The following is a 15,656-nucleotide window of genomic DNA, read 5'->3' on the forward strand; positions in this document are numbered from 1 at the left end:
GTCGCCCGACTCAGCCGCCGAGCGTCAGGCTCAGCGTGCGCAGCAGGTCGGTCAACCGGAGGCGGTCGTCGTCGCTGAGGTCGCTGAGCAGGGCGTCCTCGGCCGTGACGAGTCGTTCGATCGCGGCGTCGACGGCGCGGCGCCCCTCGGGCGTCATCGTGACCAGGATGCCCCGGCCGTCGTTCGGGTCGGTGCGGCGTTCGACCAGGCCCCGCGCGACCAGCCGGTCGATGCGGTTGGTCATCGCGCCGCTCGAGACGAGGGTCTGCTGCAGCAGCGTCTTGGGGCTCAGCTGGTAGGAGCCGCCGGCCCGACGCAGCGCCGAGAGCACGTCGAACTCCCACGACTCGAGGGCGCTGGCGTGGAAGGCCTCGCGTCGCGCCCGGTCGAGGTGCTTCGAGAGCCGACCCACGCGCGAGAGCACGTGGAGCGGCGCGAAGTCGAGGTCGGGTCGCTCGTGGCGCCACGCCTCGACGATCCGGTCGACCTCGTCCTGCTCGGGCATCCGCCCATCATGCCCGAGGCCGTCCTCGGACGCGGGAGGCGCGGTGCGGCCCGGCGGGCACGTCACCCCTCGCGGTCACCTCGGTCGAGTCGCGGTCTGGCAGAATGGTCCGGCGCGCACGCGCGGTCCGCCATGGTGTAACGGCAGCACGACAGCCTTTGGAGCTGTTAGGTCTAGGTTCGAATCCTGGTGGCGGAGCCCCGAGCGTCGCAGGTCGCGGTCGGCTCGTCGGTCCCGTCCCGCTCCCGATCGTGGGCGCCCCGGCGTCCGCCTGACGACGAGGACTCCCGTCATGTCGAAGACCGACTCCCTGCCGCCCCTCCTCCGTGCCGCCCTGCTCGGCGTCCTCAGCGGATCACGTTCGGCGACGCCACTCGCCGTCCTGGCCCTGAACCACGACGCCCGGGAGGCGCGAGGCCCCTGGCAGCGCTGGCGCCTGTTCCGCTCACCCCTCGGTCGTGGTGCCCTGGTGGCCGCGGGCGTGGGTGAGCTCGTCGGCGACAAGCTGCCGGCCACGCCGAGTCGGGTCGGTGCCGGCCCGCTGTTCGGTCGCGCGGTCTCCGGTGCCGCCGCGGGGATCGCGATGGCCGGCACCGGCCGTCGGGGCACCCCTGTGGCCGCAGCGCTCGCCGGGGCGTCCGGCGCCCTCGTCGGCAGCTGGTTCTTCTACCGGGCACGGAAGGCCGTCGTCGAGAAGACCGGGTTGCCCGACGTCGCCGTCGCGCTCGTCGAGGACGTCGTCGCGGTCTCGGGCTCGGTCGCCGTCGTCCGCTCCCGCTGACTCCTCCCCACCTCGTCTCGGCCTCGGCGACGTCCCCACGCCGGGCGGGTGACCCGCGGCCGCGTCGCCTCCCGTGGGAGGATCGGCGGTGATCACGCGCCACCCCTCACCAAGGAGCACCATGCCCGAACGCCAGCTCGCCGTCGTCGTCCTCGCCGCAGGGCAGGGCACCCGCATGAAGTCCTCGACCCCGAAGGTCCTGCACCGCCTGGCCGGGCTGCCGCTGATCCAGCACGTGCTCGAGAGCGCCGGCGCGCTCCGGCCCGACCACCTCGTCGCCGTGGTGCGGCACGAGCGCGACCTGGTCGTCGCGAGCGTGCTCGACACCGCCCCGCACGCGCTCGTCGTCGACCAGGACGACGTCCCCGGCACCGGTCGAGCCGTCGAACAAGCGGTGGAGGCGCTGCCCGCCGAGTTCACCGGCGACGTCGTGGTCGTCAGCGCCGACGTGCCCTTCCTCGACCACGCGACGCTCACCGCCCTGCTCGACCAGCACCGTGCCGCCTCCGCCTCGGCGACGCTGCTGAGCGCCGTGCTGCCCGACGCCACCGGCTACGGGCGGGTCGTCCGCCGCGAGTCGGGCGACGTCGACCGCATCGTCGAGCACAAGGACGCCACCGACGACGAACGTGCCGTGCGCGAGATCAACTCGGGCACCTACGTGTTCACGGTCGCCGCCCTGCGCACCCACCTGCCCCGCATCGGGTCGGCCAACGCGCAGAACGAGAAGTACGTCACCGACATGGTCGGCCTGCTCACCGGGGCCGGCGAGGTCGTCGCCGCCCGGGCGATCGACGAGACCTGGCGCCTCGAGGGCATCAACGACCGCGTGCAGCTCGCCGCCGCGGCCCGTCGCCTGAACGACCGCATCGTCGAGCACTGGCAGCGCGAGGGCGTCTCGATCGTCGACCCGCAGACCACCTGGATCGACCGCGACGTCTCCCTCAGCCCCGACGTCGAACTGCTGCCGGGCACCCAGCTCCGCGGGGCGACGTACATCGCCCCGGGCGCGGTCGTCGGGCCCGACACCACCCTCGTCGACACCGAGGTGGGCGAGGGGGCGACCGTCAAGCGCACGGACGCGACGCTCGCCGTCATCGGTGCCCGCGCCTCCGTGGGCCCGTTCGCGTACCTGCGGCCCAACACCCTGCTCTCGGCCGACGGCAAGATCGGCACGTTCGTCGAGACCAAGAACGTGCAGATCGGCGCCGGGTCGAAGGTGCCGCACCTCAGCTACGTGGGCGACACCGAGGTGGGCGAGGGGTCGAACATCGGCGCCGGCACCATCACGGCCAACTACGACGGGGTGAACAAGCACCGCACCGAGGTCGGGTCGCACGTCCGCACCGGGTCGCACAACGTCTTCGTCGCCCCCGTTAGGATTGGCGACGGAGCGTACACAGGCGCCGGAACGATCGTCCGCAAAGACGTGCCGGCCGGTGCCCTGGCCTTGAGCATCGCTCCACAGCGCAATGCGAGCGGATGGGTCGAGGCGAACCGCCCCGGCTCGGCGGCTGCCGAGGCCGCCGCTCGCGCCGAACGAACGACCGACTGAACCCGGTCGGGTTGGCCCCTCGGGGCCGGAGAGCGAGTGACGTGTCCGGAATCAAGATCACCGGCGAGAACCGACTCGTTCTGATCTCGGGGCGTGCGCACCCCGAACTGGCCAACCAGATCGCCGCCGAGCTCGGCAGCGAACTGATCCCGACCGACGCCCGCACCTTCGCGAACGGCGAGCTCTACGCCCGCTTCGACGAGAGCGTCCGTGGCTCGGACGCCTTCGTCATCCAGTCCCACTCGGCGCCGATCAACGAATGGCTGATGGAACAGCTGATCATGGTCGACGCGCTGAAGCGGGCCTCGGCCAAGCGCATCACCGTCGTGGCGCCGTTCTACCCGTACGCCCGGCAAGACAAGAAGGGTCGTGGCCGCGAGCCGATCTCGGCCCGGCTCGTCGCCGACCTCTTCAAGGCAGCGGGCGCGCACCGCATCATGAGCGTCGACCTGCACGCGCCGCAGATCCAGGGCTTCTTCGACGGCCCGGTCGACCACCTCTTCGCCATGCCCGTGCTGCTCGAACACTTCCGCGCCAAGCTCGACAACACCACCCTCACCGTGGTCTCGCCCGACATGGGCCGCGTCCGCGTCGCCGACATCTGGAGCGAGAAGCTCGACGCCCCCCTGGCGATCATCCACAAGCGTCGTGACCCGCTGGTGCCGAACCAGGTCACCGTCCACGAGATCGTCGGCGACGTCTCGGGTCGCGTGTGCCTGCTGGTCGACGACCTGATCGACACCGGTCGCACCATCGTCAAGGCCGCCGAGGCGCTCAAGGCCGCCGGCGCGATCGGCGTCGTGGTCGCCGCGACCCACGCGGTCTTCAGCGACCCCGCCCCCGAGATCCTCAACAGCGAGTTCATCGACTCGGTCGTCGTCACCGACACCCTGCCGCTCACCGAGCACCAGAAGTTCGACAAGCTCGAGATCCTGCCCATCGCCCCGCTGATCGCCCGGGCCATCCACGAGGTCTTCGACAACGGCTCGGTCACCTCGATGTTCGACGGCGCCGCCTAGCCCCACCCGCCCGTCGCGGCGTCGCGCGCCCGGCGCCCGACGGCGCGACCTCGTCCGCCCGGGCGCCCGACGGCGCGACCTCGCCCCCCGCTCGAGCGTCCGACGGCGCGGCCTCGCCCCCCGCCCGGGCGCCCGACGGCGCGACCTCGCTCCCCCCGCGCGCGCGCCCGGCGGCCCCGCCGTGACCGCACTCCCACCCCGGGCTTCTCCGCCGGCCCCGCCCCGCCCTACCCCGCCCGCTCGTCTGCGGTCGGCAACTCCGGAGTTCGGCTGCGCCGCGCCTCCTGCGGGCCGCTCCGGTGGTCGTTCTCCCGAGTTGCCGACGTGGGCGGGGTGACGTCGGGCTGCGAGGGGCGTGACCCGGCCCGGTCCGGCACGTCCCGGCCCTGCCCGCCCCTGCCCGTCCCGGCCCCGCCCCGCCCCGCCCGGCCCTGCCCGCTCGTCTGCGGTCGGCAACTCCGGAGTTCGGCTGCGCCGCGCCTCCTGCGGGCCGTTCCGGTGGTCGTTCTCCTGAGCTGCCGACGTGGGCGGGGTGACGTCGGGCTGCGAGGGGCGTGACCCGGCCCGGTCCGGCACGGCCCCGCCTGGCACGGCCCTGCCCGCTCGTCTGCGGTCGGCAACTCGGGAGTTCGGTTGCGTCGCGCCTCCTGCGGGCCGTTCCGGTGGTCGTTCACCTGAGTTGCCGACGTGGGCGGGGTGACGTCGGGCTGCGAGGGGCGTGACCCGGCCCGGTCCGGCAGGCACGGTCCAGCACGTCCCGGTGGCGGTGGCGGTGGCGGTAATGGTCGGGTTCGGCTCGCGATGCCGCTCGTCTGCGGTCGGCAACTCCGGAGTTCGGTTGCGCCGCGCCTCCTGCGGGCCGTTCCGGTGGTCGTTCTCCCGAGTTGCCGACGGAGAAGGCGCGACCTCGCGAAGAGCCGAGGTCCCCTCCGGCGGGCGACGAACGGGCGTGCCCGCCGACGCCGGCCGCCGCAGCGGCACCGCATCGACGGGCACGCCCGTCAGAACGCAGGAGGCGCGGTGAGCGCCCCCCTGGCGCTCGTCAGTGGGTCGACGGCTCCGTCTCGATCTCGGAGCGGTCGCCCGACCAGAGGGTGTGGAACGTGCCCTCCTCGTCGACGCGCTGATAGGTGTGGGCGCCGAAGAAGTCGCGCTGTCCCTGGATGAGCGAGGCGGGCAGACGTTCGGACGCGAGCGAGTCGTAGTACGACAGCGCCGAAGCGAACCCGGGCACGGGGATGCCCGAGAGGGCGGCCTTGGCGACGACGCGGCGCCAGGCCTCTTCGCCGTCGCGGACGGCCGCGGCGAAGTAGTCGTCCTCGAGCAGGGTCGCGATCGACGCGTCCTTCTCGTAGGCGTCGACGATGCGGTTGAGGAACTGTGCGCGGATGATGCAGCCGCCGCGCCAGATCTTGGCGATGGCGCCCTTGTCGATGTCCCAGTCGTACTCGTCGGCACCGGCGATGATGGCGTCGAAGCCCTGGGCGTAGGCGACGATCTTCGAGGCGTAGAGCGCCTTCTGCACGTCGTCCTCGAAGCCGTCGCCGGCCTCCTGGATCGTGGGTCGCCCCTGCAGGGTCTTCTGCACCGCCGTGCGCTGGGCGGGCTTCGACGACACGGCGCGGGCGAAGACGGCCTCGGCGATGCCGCCGACCGGCACGCCCAACCCGACGCTGTTCTGAACGGTCCAGACGCCCGTGCCCTTCGAGCCGGCCTGGTCGACGATGGAGTCGACGAGCGGGCCGTCGGTCTTGGCGTCGGTCTGGCGCAGCACCTCGGCCGTGATCTCGATCAGGTACGACTCGAGCTCGCCCTTGTTCCACTCCTCGAAGACCGAGGCGATGGCGGCGGGCTCGTGGCCGCCGACCCGGCGCAGCAGGTCGTACGACTCGGCGATGAGTTGCATGTCGGCGTACTCGATGCCGTTGTGGATCATCTTGACGAAGTGGCCCGCGCCGTCGGCTCCGACGTGCGTGACACAGGGTTCGCCCTCTGCGACCGCCGCGATCGACGCCAGGATCGGGCCGAGCGTCTCGTAGGCCTCCTTCGAGCCGCCGGGCATGATGGACGGACCCTTCAGGGCCCCCTCCTCGCCGCCCGAGATGCCGGCACCCACGAAGTTGAGTCCGCGCTCCTTGAGGGCGGCCTCGCGCCGGCGCGTGTCCTGGAAGTTCGCGTTGCCGCCGTCGACGATGATGTCGCCCTCGTCGAACACGTCGGCGAGCTGGTCGATGACGGCGTCGGTGCCGCGACCGGCCTGCACCATGATGATCGCGGTGCGCGGCTTCTGCAGCGAGGCCGCGAAGTCCTCGATCGACTTCGAGGGGACGAACCCCGCGTCGCCGTGCTCGTCCATCAGGGTGTCGGTGCGTTCGGGGGAACGGTTGTAGACCGCGACCGTGTTGCCTTCGCGGCTGGCGAGGTTGCGAGCCAGGTTCGAGCCCATGACGGCCAGGCCGACGACTCCGATGTTCGCCTTGGCGGTGGACTGCGCTGCTTCTCCGTGTTCGGTCACGGTGCCTCCTTCTCGGTCGATGGTGATCGCAGACTATGCCTCGGTGCCGAGCGTCCGACAGGCACCGTCCGTACCCCTCCCGGACGGCTCGCCTAGGGTTGACGCGACCGTGTTCCCGATCGAAGGCCGTCCGTGACCGACCAGCCCCACCCCGCTCCCTTCCCACCCGTCGTCGTGATGGGGGTCTCCGGATCGGGCAAGTCGACCGTGGGCGAGCTGCTGGCAGAGACCCTCGGCATCCCGTTCGTCGACGCCGACGACCTGCACCCCGAGGCGAACCGCCGCAAGATGGCCGAGGGGCACCCGCTCGACGACGACGACCGGTGGCCGTGGCTCCGCATCGTCGCCGACCGCATCACCGCCGCGGGCGACGACTCGGTCGTCGTGGCCTGCTCGTCGTTGAAGAGGGCGTACCGCGACGTCCTGCGCGAAGGCGACCCGCGCCTCCGGTTCGTGCACCTGACCGGCGTGCGCGACCTCGTCGCCCGTCGCCAGCGGGAGCGCAAGGGGCACTTCATGCCGCCCGGGCTGATGGAGTCGCAGTTCGCCACCCTCGAGCCGCTGGCCGACGACGAGGCCGGGTTCGAGGTCGACGTGCGTCCCGGCCCGGACGACGTCGTGGCGACGGTCGTGGCCCATCTCGAGGCCGTGCGACGAGGCGAGCTCGAACACTGACCGTGCGCCCTCGGGGGCGGACGAACCAACTGACCGTGCGCCCTCGCGGGCGGACGGACCAGAGGAGGCGCGGGTTGGCGACACGCCCGGCCGACGTGTAACCTGGGCAGCTGAACCTCGGCGAGGGGTGCTCCGGCACCCGTGATCGACGCGGTAGGCAGGCGCTCGGTGCTCAGGCACCACTCGTGCAGCGGTGATCGTCCTTCGGGCGGCGCCCCTCGGGTTGCGGGTCCTTCCTCACGCGATGCGCGTTCGAGTTGACACCGACCACACACCCCCGGGCCGTCCGCGGCCCCTGCAAGGAGACGACATGTCCGACCAGAACACCCTCAGCGCCCTCGTGCGCACCAGCTTCGGCAAGGGCGCGGCCCGCAAGATCCGCGCGAACGACCAGATCCCCGCGGTCATCTACGGCCACGGCACCGACCCCCAGCACGTCACGCTGCCCGGTCACGAGACCATGCTGATCACGCGTCGCGCCAACGCCGTCATCACGCTCGACATCGAGGGCACGAACCAGCTCGCCCTCGTCAAGGACATCCAGCGCGACCCGGTCAAGCAGACCATCGAGCACATCGACCTGATCGTCGTCCGCCAGGGCGAGAAGGTCACCGTCCAGGTCCCCGTGCACGTCGAGGGCGAGTCGGCTCCCGGCACGATCCACGTCGTCGAGCTCAACGTCGTCGAGCTCGAGGTCGAGGCCACGCACATCCCGCAGAGCGTCGTCGTCTCGATCGAGGGCCTCGAAGAGGGCGCCCAGATCTCGGCCGCCGACCTCGCCCTGCCCAAGGGCGCCACCCTGGTCAGCGAGCCCGAGACCCTCGTGCTCGCCGTCTCGGTGCCCCAGCTCGACCTGACGACCGACGCGGTCTCCGACGAGGACGGCGAGGCCGCCGAGGCCGAGGGCGACGTCGACTCCATCGAGGACGAAGAGCGCTCCGAGTAACACGGCACACCCCGAACACCCTGCCGGCGCAGATCCACTGAGAGAACGACGACCACGACGATGGCACTCGACGACCAGTGGCTCGTGGTCGGGCTCGGCAACCCCGGGCCCGGCTACGCCGGCAACAGGCACAACGTGGGGCAGATGGTGTTGGCCGAACTGGCCGACCGTCTGTCCGCCGGCTTCAAGAACCACCGCACGAACGCGACGGTCGCCGAGGGGCGTACCGCTCCCGGCGGCCCTCGCTTCGTGTTGGCCAAGCCCGCCACGTACATGAACGTCTCGGGCGGTCCGACGCAGGCGCTCCTGCGGTACTACGACCTCGACGTGTCGCGGCTGATCGTCGTCCACGACGAGCTCGACATCGACTTCGACGTCGTCCGGCTGAAGCACGGTGGTGGCCACGGCGGCCACAACGGCATCCGCGACATCATCGCCGCCACCGGCTCGAACGAGTTCACCCGGGTGCGGGTCGGCATCGGCCGTCCCCCCGGCAGGCAACCCGCCGCCGACTTCGTCCTCAAGGACTTCTCGTCCACCGAGCGCAAAGAGCTGCCGTTCCTGATCGGTGACGCGGCCGACGCCGTCGAGATGATCGCGACCGACGGGCTCACGGCAGCCCAGCTGAAGTTCCACACCGCGAAGAGCTGACCGGCTCGCCGCACGCCGACCGCCGCGGGCCCGGGGCCGGTGTCGCCGTCAGCGAACCCCGGCCGCGGTGTCGGTGGTGCCGCGTAACATCGTGCGGGTGATACTCGCGGGCTTGATCCAGGCGCTCTCGCGCGCCTCCACCTTCTCTGCCGCCCTCGACCGGGCCGCACGCAGCACCGACTTCTCGGTCGTCGACGGCCTCCGCGTCCCGTTGCTCGCGGGGCTGCTCGACCGTCGCGAGGGTCCGCAGGCGATGCTGGTCGTCACCGCCACGGGCCGCGAGTCCGAGGCGGTCCGGGGGTCGCTCGACAGTTACCTGCCCGACGCCGAGATCATCGAGTTCCCGGCGTGGGAGACCCTGCCGCACGAACGCCTCAGCCCCAGCGCCGAGACGGTCGGCAAGCGCATCCACGCCCTGCGACGCCTCGCCACGTGGCAGCGCGAGGCGGCCGAGGCGCCCGGCTCCGTGCGGCCGATCGTCGTCGTCGCGGGCGTGCGTGCCGCGCTCCAGCCGCTCAGTGACAACCTCGTCGAGCTCGACCCCGTGCGTCTCACGGTCGGCGAACGCGGGCACGACCTCTCGGGCATCGCCGTGCACCTCGTCGATCTGGCGTACGCCCGGGTCGACATGGTCACCCGTCGGGGCGAGTTCGCCGTCCGCGGTGGCATCCTCGACGTCTTCCCCCCCACGGCCGAGCACCCCGTCCGCGTCGACTTCTTCGGCGACGAGGTCGATCAGATCCGTCGCTTCTCGGTGGCCGACCAGCGCAGCCTCGACGGCGAGGTCCCCTCGGTCGAGCTGCCGCCGAGCCGCGAGATGCTGCTGACCGAGGCGGTCCGCCAACGGGCACGAGAGATGCAGCACGAGTTCCCCAGCCTCTCCCAGATGCTCGCGAAGATCGCCGAGGGCATCCCGGTCGAGGGCATGGAGAGCCTGGCGCCCGCGCTCGTGCACCGGCTGGTGCCGGTGACGCACTATCTGCCGGCCGGCGCCTCCGTCGTCGTCCTCTCGCCCGAGCGGGTGGTGTCGCGCGCGCAGAGTCTGGCCGAGACCAACCGCGAGTTCCTGTCGGCCGCCTGGAACGCCGCGACCGCCGGTGCCGAAGCGCCGATCGACCTCGACTCGGGCGACTTCCTCAGCCTCCGCGACCTGCGCGAGGCGGCCGGCGACAGGTCCTGGTTCACGATGAGCGGCTTCGACTCGGGCGAGGTCCTGTCCGACGACGAGGCCGTCGCGTCGGCCGGTGACTACGTGCGGGTCGACGCCGCCGTCGTGCCGAGCTTCAGCGGCCACGCCGAGGGAGCCCTCGAGCACGTCGTCGAGCGCGTGCGTGACGGCTGGTCCGTCGTCGTCACGGCACGCGGCGTGGGCCTCGTCGAACGGGCCCGCGACGTGCTCGCCGAGCGCGAGGTCGCCGCCCGACTCGAAGAGAACCTGCCCGACAGGCTCGAACCCGGCGTCGTCCATCTCGTGGCCGGTGGCGTCGAGGCCGGATTCGAGCTGTTCGAGTCCAAGATCGCCGTCCTCGGCGAGTCCGACTTCTACGGCCGTTCGGCCAACTACGACTCGCGCCAGGTCAAGAAGCTCGCCACCCGACGCAAGAACGTCGTCGACCCCTTGCAGCTCAAGCCGGGCGACGTCGTCGTGCACTCGACCCACGGCATCGGCAAGTTCCTCGAACTCACGAGTCGCGAGGTGTCGAGCGGCGGGAAGAACGCCGTCAAGCACTCCCGCGAGTACCTCGTCCTCGAGTACGCACCCTCGAAGCGCGGCTATCCCGGCGACAAGCTCTACGTCCCGACCGATCAGCTCGACCTGCTCAGCCGTTACGTGGGTGGTGAAGCCCCGTCGCTCAGCAAGATGGGCGGCGGTGACTGGGCGGCCGCCAAGGGCAAGGCGCGCAAGGCCGTCCGCGACATCGCCGTCGAGCTCGTCAAGCTGTACTCGGCCCGCATGGCGAGCAAGGGTCACGCGTTCCCACCCGACACCCCCTGGCAGCGCGAGCTCGAAGAGGCCTTCCCGTTCGCCGAGACCCCCGACCAGCTCACGACCATCGACGAGATCAAGGCCGACATGGAGCGCCCGATCCCGATGGACCGCCTGCTCTCGGGTGACGTCGGCTACGGCAAGACCGAGGTGGCCGTCCGTGCCGCGTTCAAGGCGATCCAGGACGGGAAACAGGTCGTGATGCTCGTGCCGACGACCCTGCTCGTGAAGCAGCACTTCGACACGTTCACCGACCGCTTCGCCGGGTTCCCCGTGCACCTCCGCAGCCTGAGCCGGTTCCAGACCGCGAAGGAGTCGAAAGAGACGATCGCCGGGCTCGGTGACGGCACGGTCGACATGGTCATCGGCACGCACCGGCTGCTCAGCGAGAGCATCTCGTACAAGGACGTGGGCCTCGTCATCATCGACGAAGAGCAGCGTTTCGGCGTCGAGCACAAGGACGCCCTCAAGAAGCTCAAGACGAACGTGGACATCCTGGCCATGTCGGCGACCCCGATCCCGCGGTCGCTCGAGATGGCCGTGACGGGCATCCGCGAGATGTCGACCCTGGCCACGCCGCCCGAGGACCGCCACCCGATCCTCACCTTCGTCGGCCCCGAGAGCGACCGCCAGAAAGCCGCGGCGATCCGGCGCGAGTTGCTGCGCGAGGGACAGGTGTTCTACGTGCACAACCGCGTGTCGAGCATCAACCGCATCGCGGCGCAGATCGCCGAGCTGGTGCCCGAGGCCCGCGTCGCCGTCGCCCACGGTCAGATGGCCGAGTCGACGCTCGAGCAGGTCATGGTCGACTTCTGGGAGCGCAAGTTCGACGTCCTCGTCTCGACCACCATCATCGAGACCGGCCTCGACATCGCCAACGCGAACACGTTGATCATCGACCGGGCCGACAAGTACGGCCTGAGTCAGTTGCACCAGCTCCGAGGTCGCGTCGGCCGAGGCCGGGAGCGCGGCTACGCGTACTTCCTCTACGACGCCGACAAGCCGCTCAGCGAGACCGCGCAAGACCGGCTCGAGACGATCGCCGCCAACAACGAGCTCGGCGCGGGCATGCAGGTCGCCCTGAAAGACCTCGAGATCCGCGGCGCCGGCAACCTGCTCGGCGGCGAGCAGTCCGGGCACATCGCCGGTGTCGGCTTCGACCTGTACCTGCGCATGATCGGCGAGGCCGTCAGCTCGTTCCGCGGCGACGTCGCCGAGGGACAGACCGAGCTGCGCCTCGAACTGCCGGTCGACGCCCACGTGCCCGAAGAGTACGTCGAGAGCGAGCGACTGCGCCTCGAGGCCTACCAGAAGCTCTCGACGGCGAGTTCGCCCACCTCGACCGACGAGCAGATCGATTCGGTGCTCGACGAGCTCACCGACCGCTACGGCGAGCCCCCGGCGCCCGTGCTGGCCCTCATCGAGGTCTCGCGTCTGCGCCGTGCGGCCCAGAAGGCCGGGCTCAGCGAGGTGGTCGTCATGGGCAGCAACCTGCGCGTCGCGGGCATCGACCTGCCCGACAGCATGCAGGTGCGCCTGCAGCGCATGTACCCGGGTGCGCGGTGGTTCGCGCAGGCGAACGCCGTCAGCGTGCCCTTGCCGCGCGCTCACGGGCAGTCGCCGAGCGACGACGAGCTGATCGTCTGGGTCGAGCAGCTGCTGTCGGCGATCTACTCCGCCCCGGTCGCCCGTCCGGCGACCGACACGGCCGCGGCGAACTGACCGTGTCGGCCCGGCGGGCGGGCGGCGCCCCGGACGACCAGGCGCGGGGCGGCCTCGAGCCCGGGGCAGGTGTCCGGCTCGACGAGCTCGTCGGCGTGGTCGACGCCCTCCTCGCCGACGAGGGCGGGTGCGCCTGGAACAGGGCGCAGACCCCTCGATCCCTCGTGACCTATCTCGTCGAAGAGACCTATGAGCTCGTCGAGGCGATCGAGGACGGCACCGTGGACGACCTCCGGGAAGAGCTCGGGGACGTGCTCTACCAGGTGGTCTTGCACAGCGCTCTGGCTGCGCGCGCCTCCTCGGGGTCGTTCGAACTCGCCGACGTCGTCCGCGACGTCGCCGAGAAGGTCGTCCGGCGTCATCCTCACGTGTTCGGGGCGGACCGGGCCGACGGCGTCGACGACATCGTCCGTCTCTGGTCGGCGGCGAAGGCGGTCGAGAAGTCGCAGCGGACGAGTGCCTACGACGGTGTCCCGGTCGGGCAGCCGGCTCTCGCCCGGGCTCAGAAGCTCGACGCGCGTCGGGCCTCCGCGGGCGCGGCACGGCCTGCGTCGGATCATGCGCCGACGGTGACGTCGGGCACGGACGTCCCCGTCGCCCGGGCCGAGTCGAGTGAGCTCGCGTGGGGCAGGGCGCTGCTCGCCCGGGTCGACGAGGCCACCGATCACGGCATCGACGCCGAGCGTGCCCTCCGGGCGGCCGTGCGCGAACGCGAGACACTGCTTCGGCGAGATGAGGCGGGACCAGCCCGAGAAGGACGGGCCGAGGGGTGACGGGCCCGAGGGGAACGGGCCGAGAACGGATCGTCCGAGAACGGATCGTCCGAGCACGGGGCGTCTGACGCAGCCCCGGTCGAGCAGGTGCCCCCTCAACCCGAATGAGGGGGCACCTCGGCGTCGCCTGCTCAACCCGAATGAGCGGCGAGGCCGGCGCTCGTCCACCAGCGGATCGGCCCGAGGGGCAGCGACCCGGCGGAGATCGAGTGTTGTCCTCAATGTAGAGGGTGATTGCTGACATGTCAAAAGACGACATGTCGGTCTACTCGTCGTCCGGTTCGACGGTGTTCGGCGGGGCAGCGAGACCGTCGATCGGCCGACCGGTCGGCCACGGCAGACGTCTGTTATGGTCCACTACGACGACGGCGACCGCGCAGGGCGAGTACGACTCGTCGGCACGAAGGAGCGGCACCATGCCTCGCAAGCCTGACCCCACCCGCAAGCCCGAACTGCTCGGTCAGATCCTCGAGCACCTCCGGGGTCGCTCCCTCGCCACCGTGTCCTTCCGAACCCTTGCCGAGGCCCTCGGGGTCAGCACGTACGTCTTCGTCTACCACTTCGGCAACCGGGCCGAGCTCGTCGCCGAGATCGTCCGTGCCGTCGTCGCCCGCAACGACGGACTGCTCGCGGTCGCGGTCTCCGAGCTCGATCGTGAGGCGTTCGGCAAACACCTGGCGAAGGTCTGGCACGACGTCTCCACCGAACGGGGACGCGACCTGCATCGCCTCGAGCTCGAGGCGGCCCTGCTCGAGACCGTGGCGGGCGAGGCCGATGGCACTGCGCGCGGGACCGTCGGCCGGTGGGTCGACCACGTCGCCGACTGGCTCTCGGCGAACGGAGTCGCGGCAGCCGAGGCCAAGGTCGCGGCGCGGGTCTTCGTCGACGCGTTCTTCGGTCTGCAGTACGACGCCATCGTCTCGGGTGACGGGCGTCGAGCGTCTGCGGCCTACAAGGAGTCGGTCGAGACCCTGGTCTCTCGCGTTCCTCGCGACTGACCCAGCCTGGCGTGGGTCTCGGTCGGGGTCTCCGGTGAGGCGGAGCCGGGCCGAACGCATGGCGCCCGACCCGGCCCGGGCCCTCACCGCAGGGAAGGGAGGGCCTCGAGGTGTGACCGGCACGCAACCCGATTCGCGCCGACCACCCGAGAAAACCATAACGTAGAATGTGACATGCCTGCAAATCGGCACGACCTCGGGGGCTCGGCGTCTCTGGGATGATGTCCTCATGCCGACCCCCGTCAACCCGCCGCGCGGCATGCGCGACCACCTGCCCGCCGACAAGAGGCGCCGCGAGGGCGTCCTCTCGGTCATCCGGGGCGTCTACCGCTCCTACGGCTTCGACGAGATCGAGACCCCCGTCGTCGAAGAGAGCTCGCGCCTCCATTCGGGTCTGGGGGGCGACAACGAGAAGCAGGTCTTCGCCGTGCTCCGGCGCGGCCTCGACCTCGACGACCTGCGGTCGGCCGAGAGCGTGCTCGGACTCGCCGATCTGGGGCTCCGTTTCGACCTCACGGTGCCGCTCGCACGCTTCTACGCGTCACACCGAGCCGAGCTCCCGACGGTCTTCCGCTCCGTGCAGATCGCTCCGGTGTGGCGGGCCGAGCGTCCGCAGAGGGGGCGCTACCGCCAGTTCGTCCAGTGCGACATCGACGTCCTGGGCGAGGCCGGGCCCCTGGCCGAGATCGAACTGATCCAGGCCACGACCGCCGTGCTCGACGCCCTCGGTCTCACCGGGACGACGATCCGCGTGAACGACCGCCGCATCCTGCTGGCGATGCTCGCGCACTGGGCCGTGCCCGAGGCGCTCACCGACCAGGCGCTGATCGTCGTCGACAAGCTCGACAAGATCGGCGTCGACGGAGTCGTGGCCGAACTCGTCGACCTCGGCGTCACCACTCCCGGTCTCGGCGAGGCGCTCACCCAGCTGGCCGACGCGTCCTGGGCCACCGGCGAGGCCGACGACGCTCCGTGGCTCGACCGCGCGGCCTTCGCCGACCTGGTCGCGCTGCGCGAGGCACTGCCGGGATCGACCCTCGAGTTCGATCCGACCCTGGTCCGTGGCATGGGCTACTACACGGGCACGATCTTCGAGATCGCCCACCCCGACGTGCCCTACTCGCTCGGCGGTGGCGGTCGCTACGACGGCATGATCGGCCGCTTCCTCGGCAGCGACGTGCCCGCGGCCGGTTTCTCACTGGGATTCGAACGCCTCGTCGACCTGGTGACGCTCGAGGCCGACGGCGACGAGGGTCTCGCGCTGGTCTACGACAAGAAGGTCGAACCGGTCGAGCTGCTCGCCCTCCAGCGTGCGCTCCTGGCGGGCGGTGAGCGACGCGTACGCCTCGAGAAGAAGGCCAAGAACTTCACCAACCAGCTCGACGGCCTGGCGGCGGCGGGCTTCGGCCGGTTCGTGACCGTGCGCGGGGGCGAGTCGGTCGCCGACCTCGAGGTCCGCACGATCGGCTGACCGCCTCCCACCGCTCCTCGCCACGAACCAGAGCAGGAGGCGCGGCTAAGCTGGGCCG

The 15,656-nt window shown here is 71.1% G+C and carries 12 protein-coding genes and 1 tRNA gene; 11 read left to right on the top strand and 2 right to left on the bottom strand.

Annotated features, from left to right (window positions below; genetic code table 11):
- Nucleotides 1-10: 10 nt before the first annotated feature.
- Nucleotides 11-505, bottom strand: a complete 495-nt coding sequence (locus ASE87_RS13285; RefSeq protein WP_043596399.1) for a MarR family winged helix-turn-helix transcriptional regulator — start codon at nucleotides 503-505, stop codon at nucleotides 11-13.
- Nucleotides 506-631: 126 nt separating this feature from the next.
- On the opposite strand from ASE87_RS13285, the gene ASE87_RS13290 reads away from it, so the two are divergent.
- The 4 genes from ASE87_RS13290 (at nucleotide 632) to ASE87_RS13305 (ending at nucleotide 3,860) form a co-directional block, all read left to right on the top strand.
- Nucleotides 632-703 (top strand) — tRNA-Gln (locus ASE87_RS13290).
- A 94-nt stretch (nucleotides 704-797) separates the two neighbouring features.
- Nucleotides 798-1,286, top strand: coding sequence for a DUF4126 family protein (locus ASE87_RS13295; RefSeq protein WP_056229145.1), 489 nt, complete (start codon nucleotides 798-800; stop codon nucleotides 1,284-1,286).
- Between the two features lie 121 nt (nucleotides 1,287-1,407).
- Nucleotides 1,408-2,841, top strand: coding sequence for a bifunctional UDP-N-acetylglucosamine diphosphorylase/glucosamine-1-phosphate N-acetyltransferase GlmU (gene glmU, locus ASE87_RS13300; protein WP_043596402.1), 1,434 nt, complete (start codon nucleotides 1,408-1,410; stop codon nucleotides 2,839-2,841).
- 41 nt (nucleotides 2,842-2,882) lie between these two features.
- Nucleotides 2,883-3,860 carry a ribose-phosphate diphosphokinase gene (locus tag ASE87_RS13305; RefSeq protein ID WP_055974200.1) on the top strand — a complete coding sequence of 326 codons (978 nt, stop codon included), beginning with the start codon at nucleotides 2,883-2,885 and terminating at the stop codon, nucleotides 3,858-3,860.
- 1,042 nt (nucleotides 3,861-4,902) lie between these two features.
- Here the strand turns inward: ASE87_RS13305 and gndA are convergent.
- The gene (gndA, locus tag ASE87_RS13310; protein WP_056229686.1) at nucleotides 4,903-6,306 is read right to left on the bottom strand and encodes an NADP-dependent phosphogluconate dehydrogenase; all 1,404 of its coding nucleotides are present in this window, start codon (nucleotides 6,304-6,306) and stop codon (nucleotides 4,903-4,905) included.
- A 201-nt stretch (nucleotides 6,307-6,507) separates the two neighbouring features.
- Here gndA and ASE87_RS13315 point away from each other — a divergent pair, with 201 nt between their 5' ends.
- From ASE87_RS13315 to hisS, 7 genes are all read left to right on the top strand, one after another.
- Complete coding sequence (locus ASE87_RS13315) at nucleotides 6,508-7,050, top strand: gluconokinase (RefSeq protein WP_235472299.1); 543 nt, start codon at nucleotides 6,508-6,510, stop codon at nucleotides 7,048-7,050.
- 310 nt (nucleotides 7,051-7,360) lie between these two features.
- Nucleotides 7,361-7,996 (top strand): 50S ribosomal protein L25/general stress protein Ctc, encoded by a 636-nt coding sequence (locus ASE87_RS13320; RefSeq protein ID WP_043597793.1) that lies wholly within the window; start codon nucleotides 7,361-7,363, stop codon nucleotides 7,994-7,996.
- Nucleotides 7,997-8,056: 60 nt separating this feature from the next.
- Complete coding sequence (gene pth / locus ASE87_RS13325) at nucleotides 8,057-8,647, top strand: aminoacyl-tRNA hydrolase (RefSeq protein ID WP_043597796.1); 591 nt, start codon at nucleotides 8,057-8,059, stop codon at nucleotides 8,645-8,647.
- A gap of 97 nt (nucleotides 8,648-8,744) precedes the next feature.
- On the top strand, nucleotides 8,745-12,356 hold the full coding sequence (gene mfd, locus ASE87_RS13330; protein ID WP_056229688.1) for a transcription-repair coupling factor: 3,612 nt from the start codon (nucleotides 8,745-8,747) through the stop codon (nucleotides 12,354-12,356).
- A 2-nt stretch (nucleotides 12,357-12,358) separates the two neighbouring features.
- Entirely contained in the window at nucleotides 12,359-13,129 is a 771-nt protein-coding gene (locus tag ASE87_RS13335; protein ID WP_056229148.1) for a MazG nucleotide pyrophosphohydrolase domain-containing protein, read from the top strand.
- 416 nt (nucleotides 13,130-13,545) lie between these two features.
- Nucleotides 13,546-14,127: a TetR/AcrR family transcriptional regulator gene (locus ASE87_RS13340; RefSeq protein ID WP_043597881.1), complete on the top strand. Its 582-nt coding sequence runs from the start codon at nucleotides 13,546-13,548 to the stop codon at nucleotides 14,125-14,127.
- A 229-nt stretch (nucleotides 14,128-14,356) separates the two neighbouring features.
- A complete protein-coding gene (gene hisS / locus ASE87_RS13345; RefSeq protein WP_043597799.1) occupies nucleotides 14,357-15,598 on the top strand; it encodes a histidine--tRNA ligase in 1,242 nt (413 codons plus the stop codon).
- Nucleotides 15,599-15,656: the final 58 nt, after the last annotated feature.

Origin of the sequence: Frigoribacterium sp. Leaf44 (assembly GCF_001421865.1) — a bacterium.
GTDB lineage: Bacteria > Actinomycetota > Actinomycetes > Actinomycetales > Microbacteriaceae > Frigoribacterium.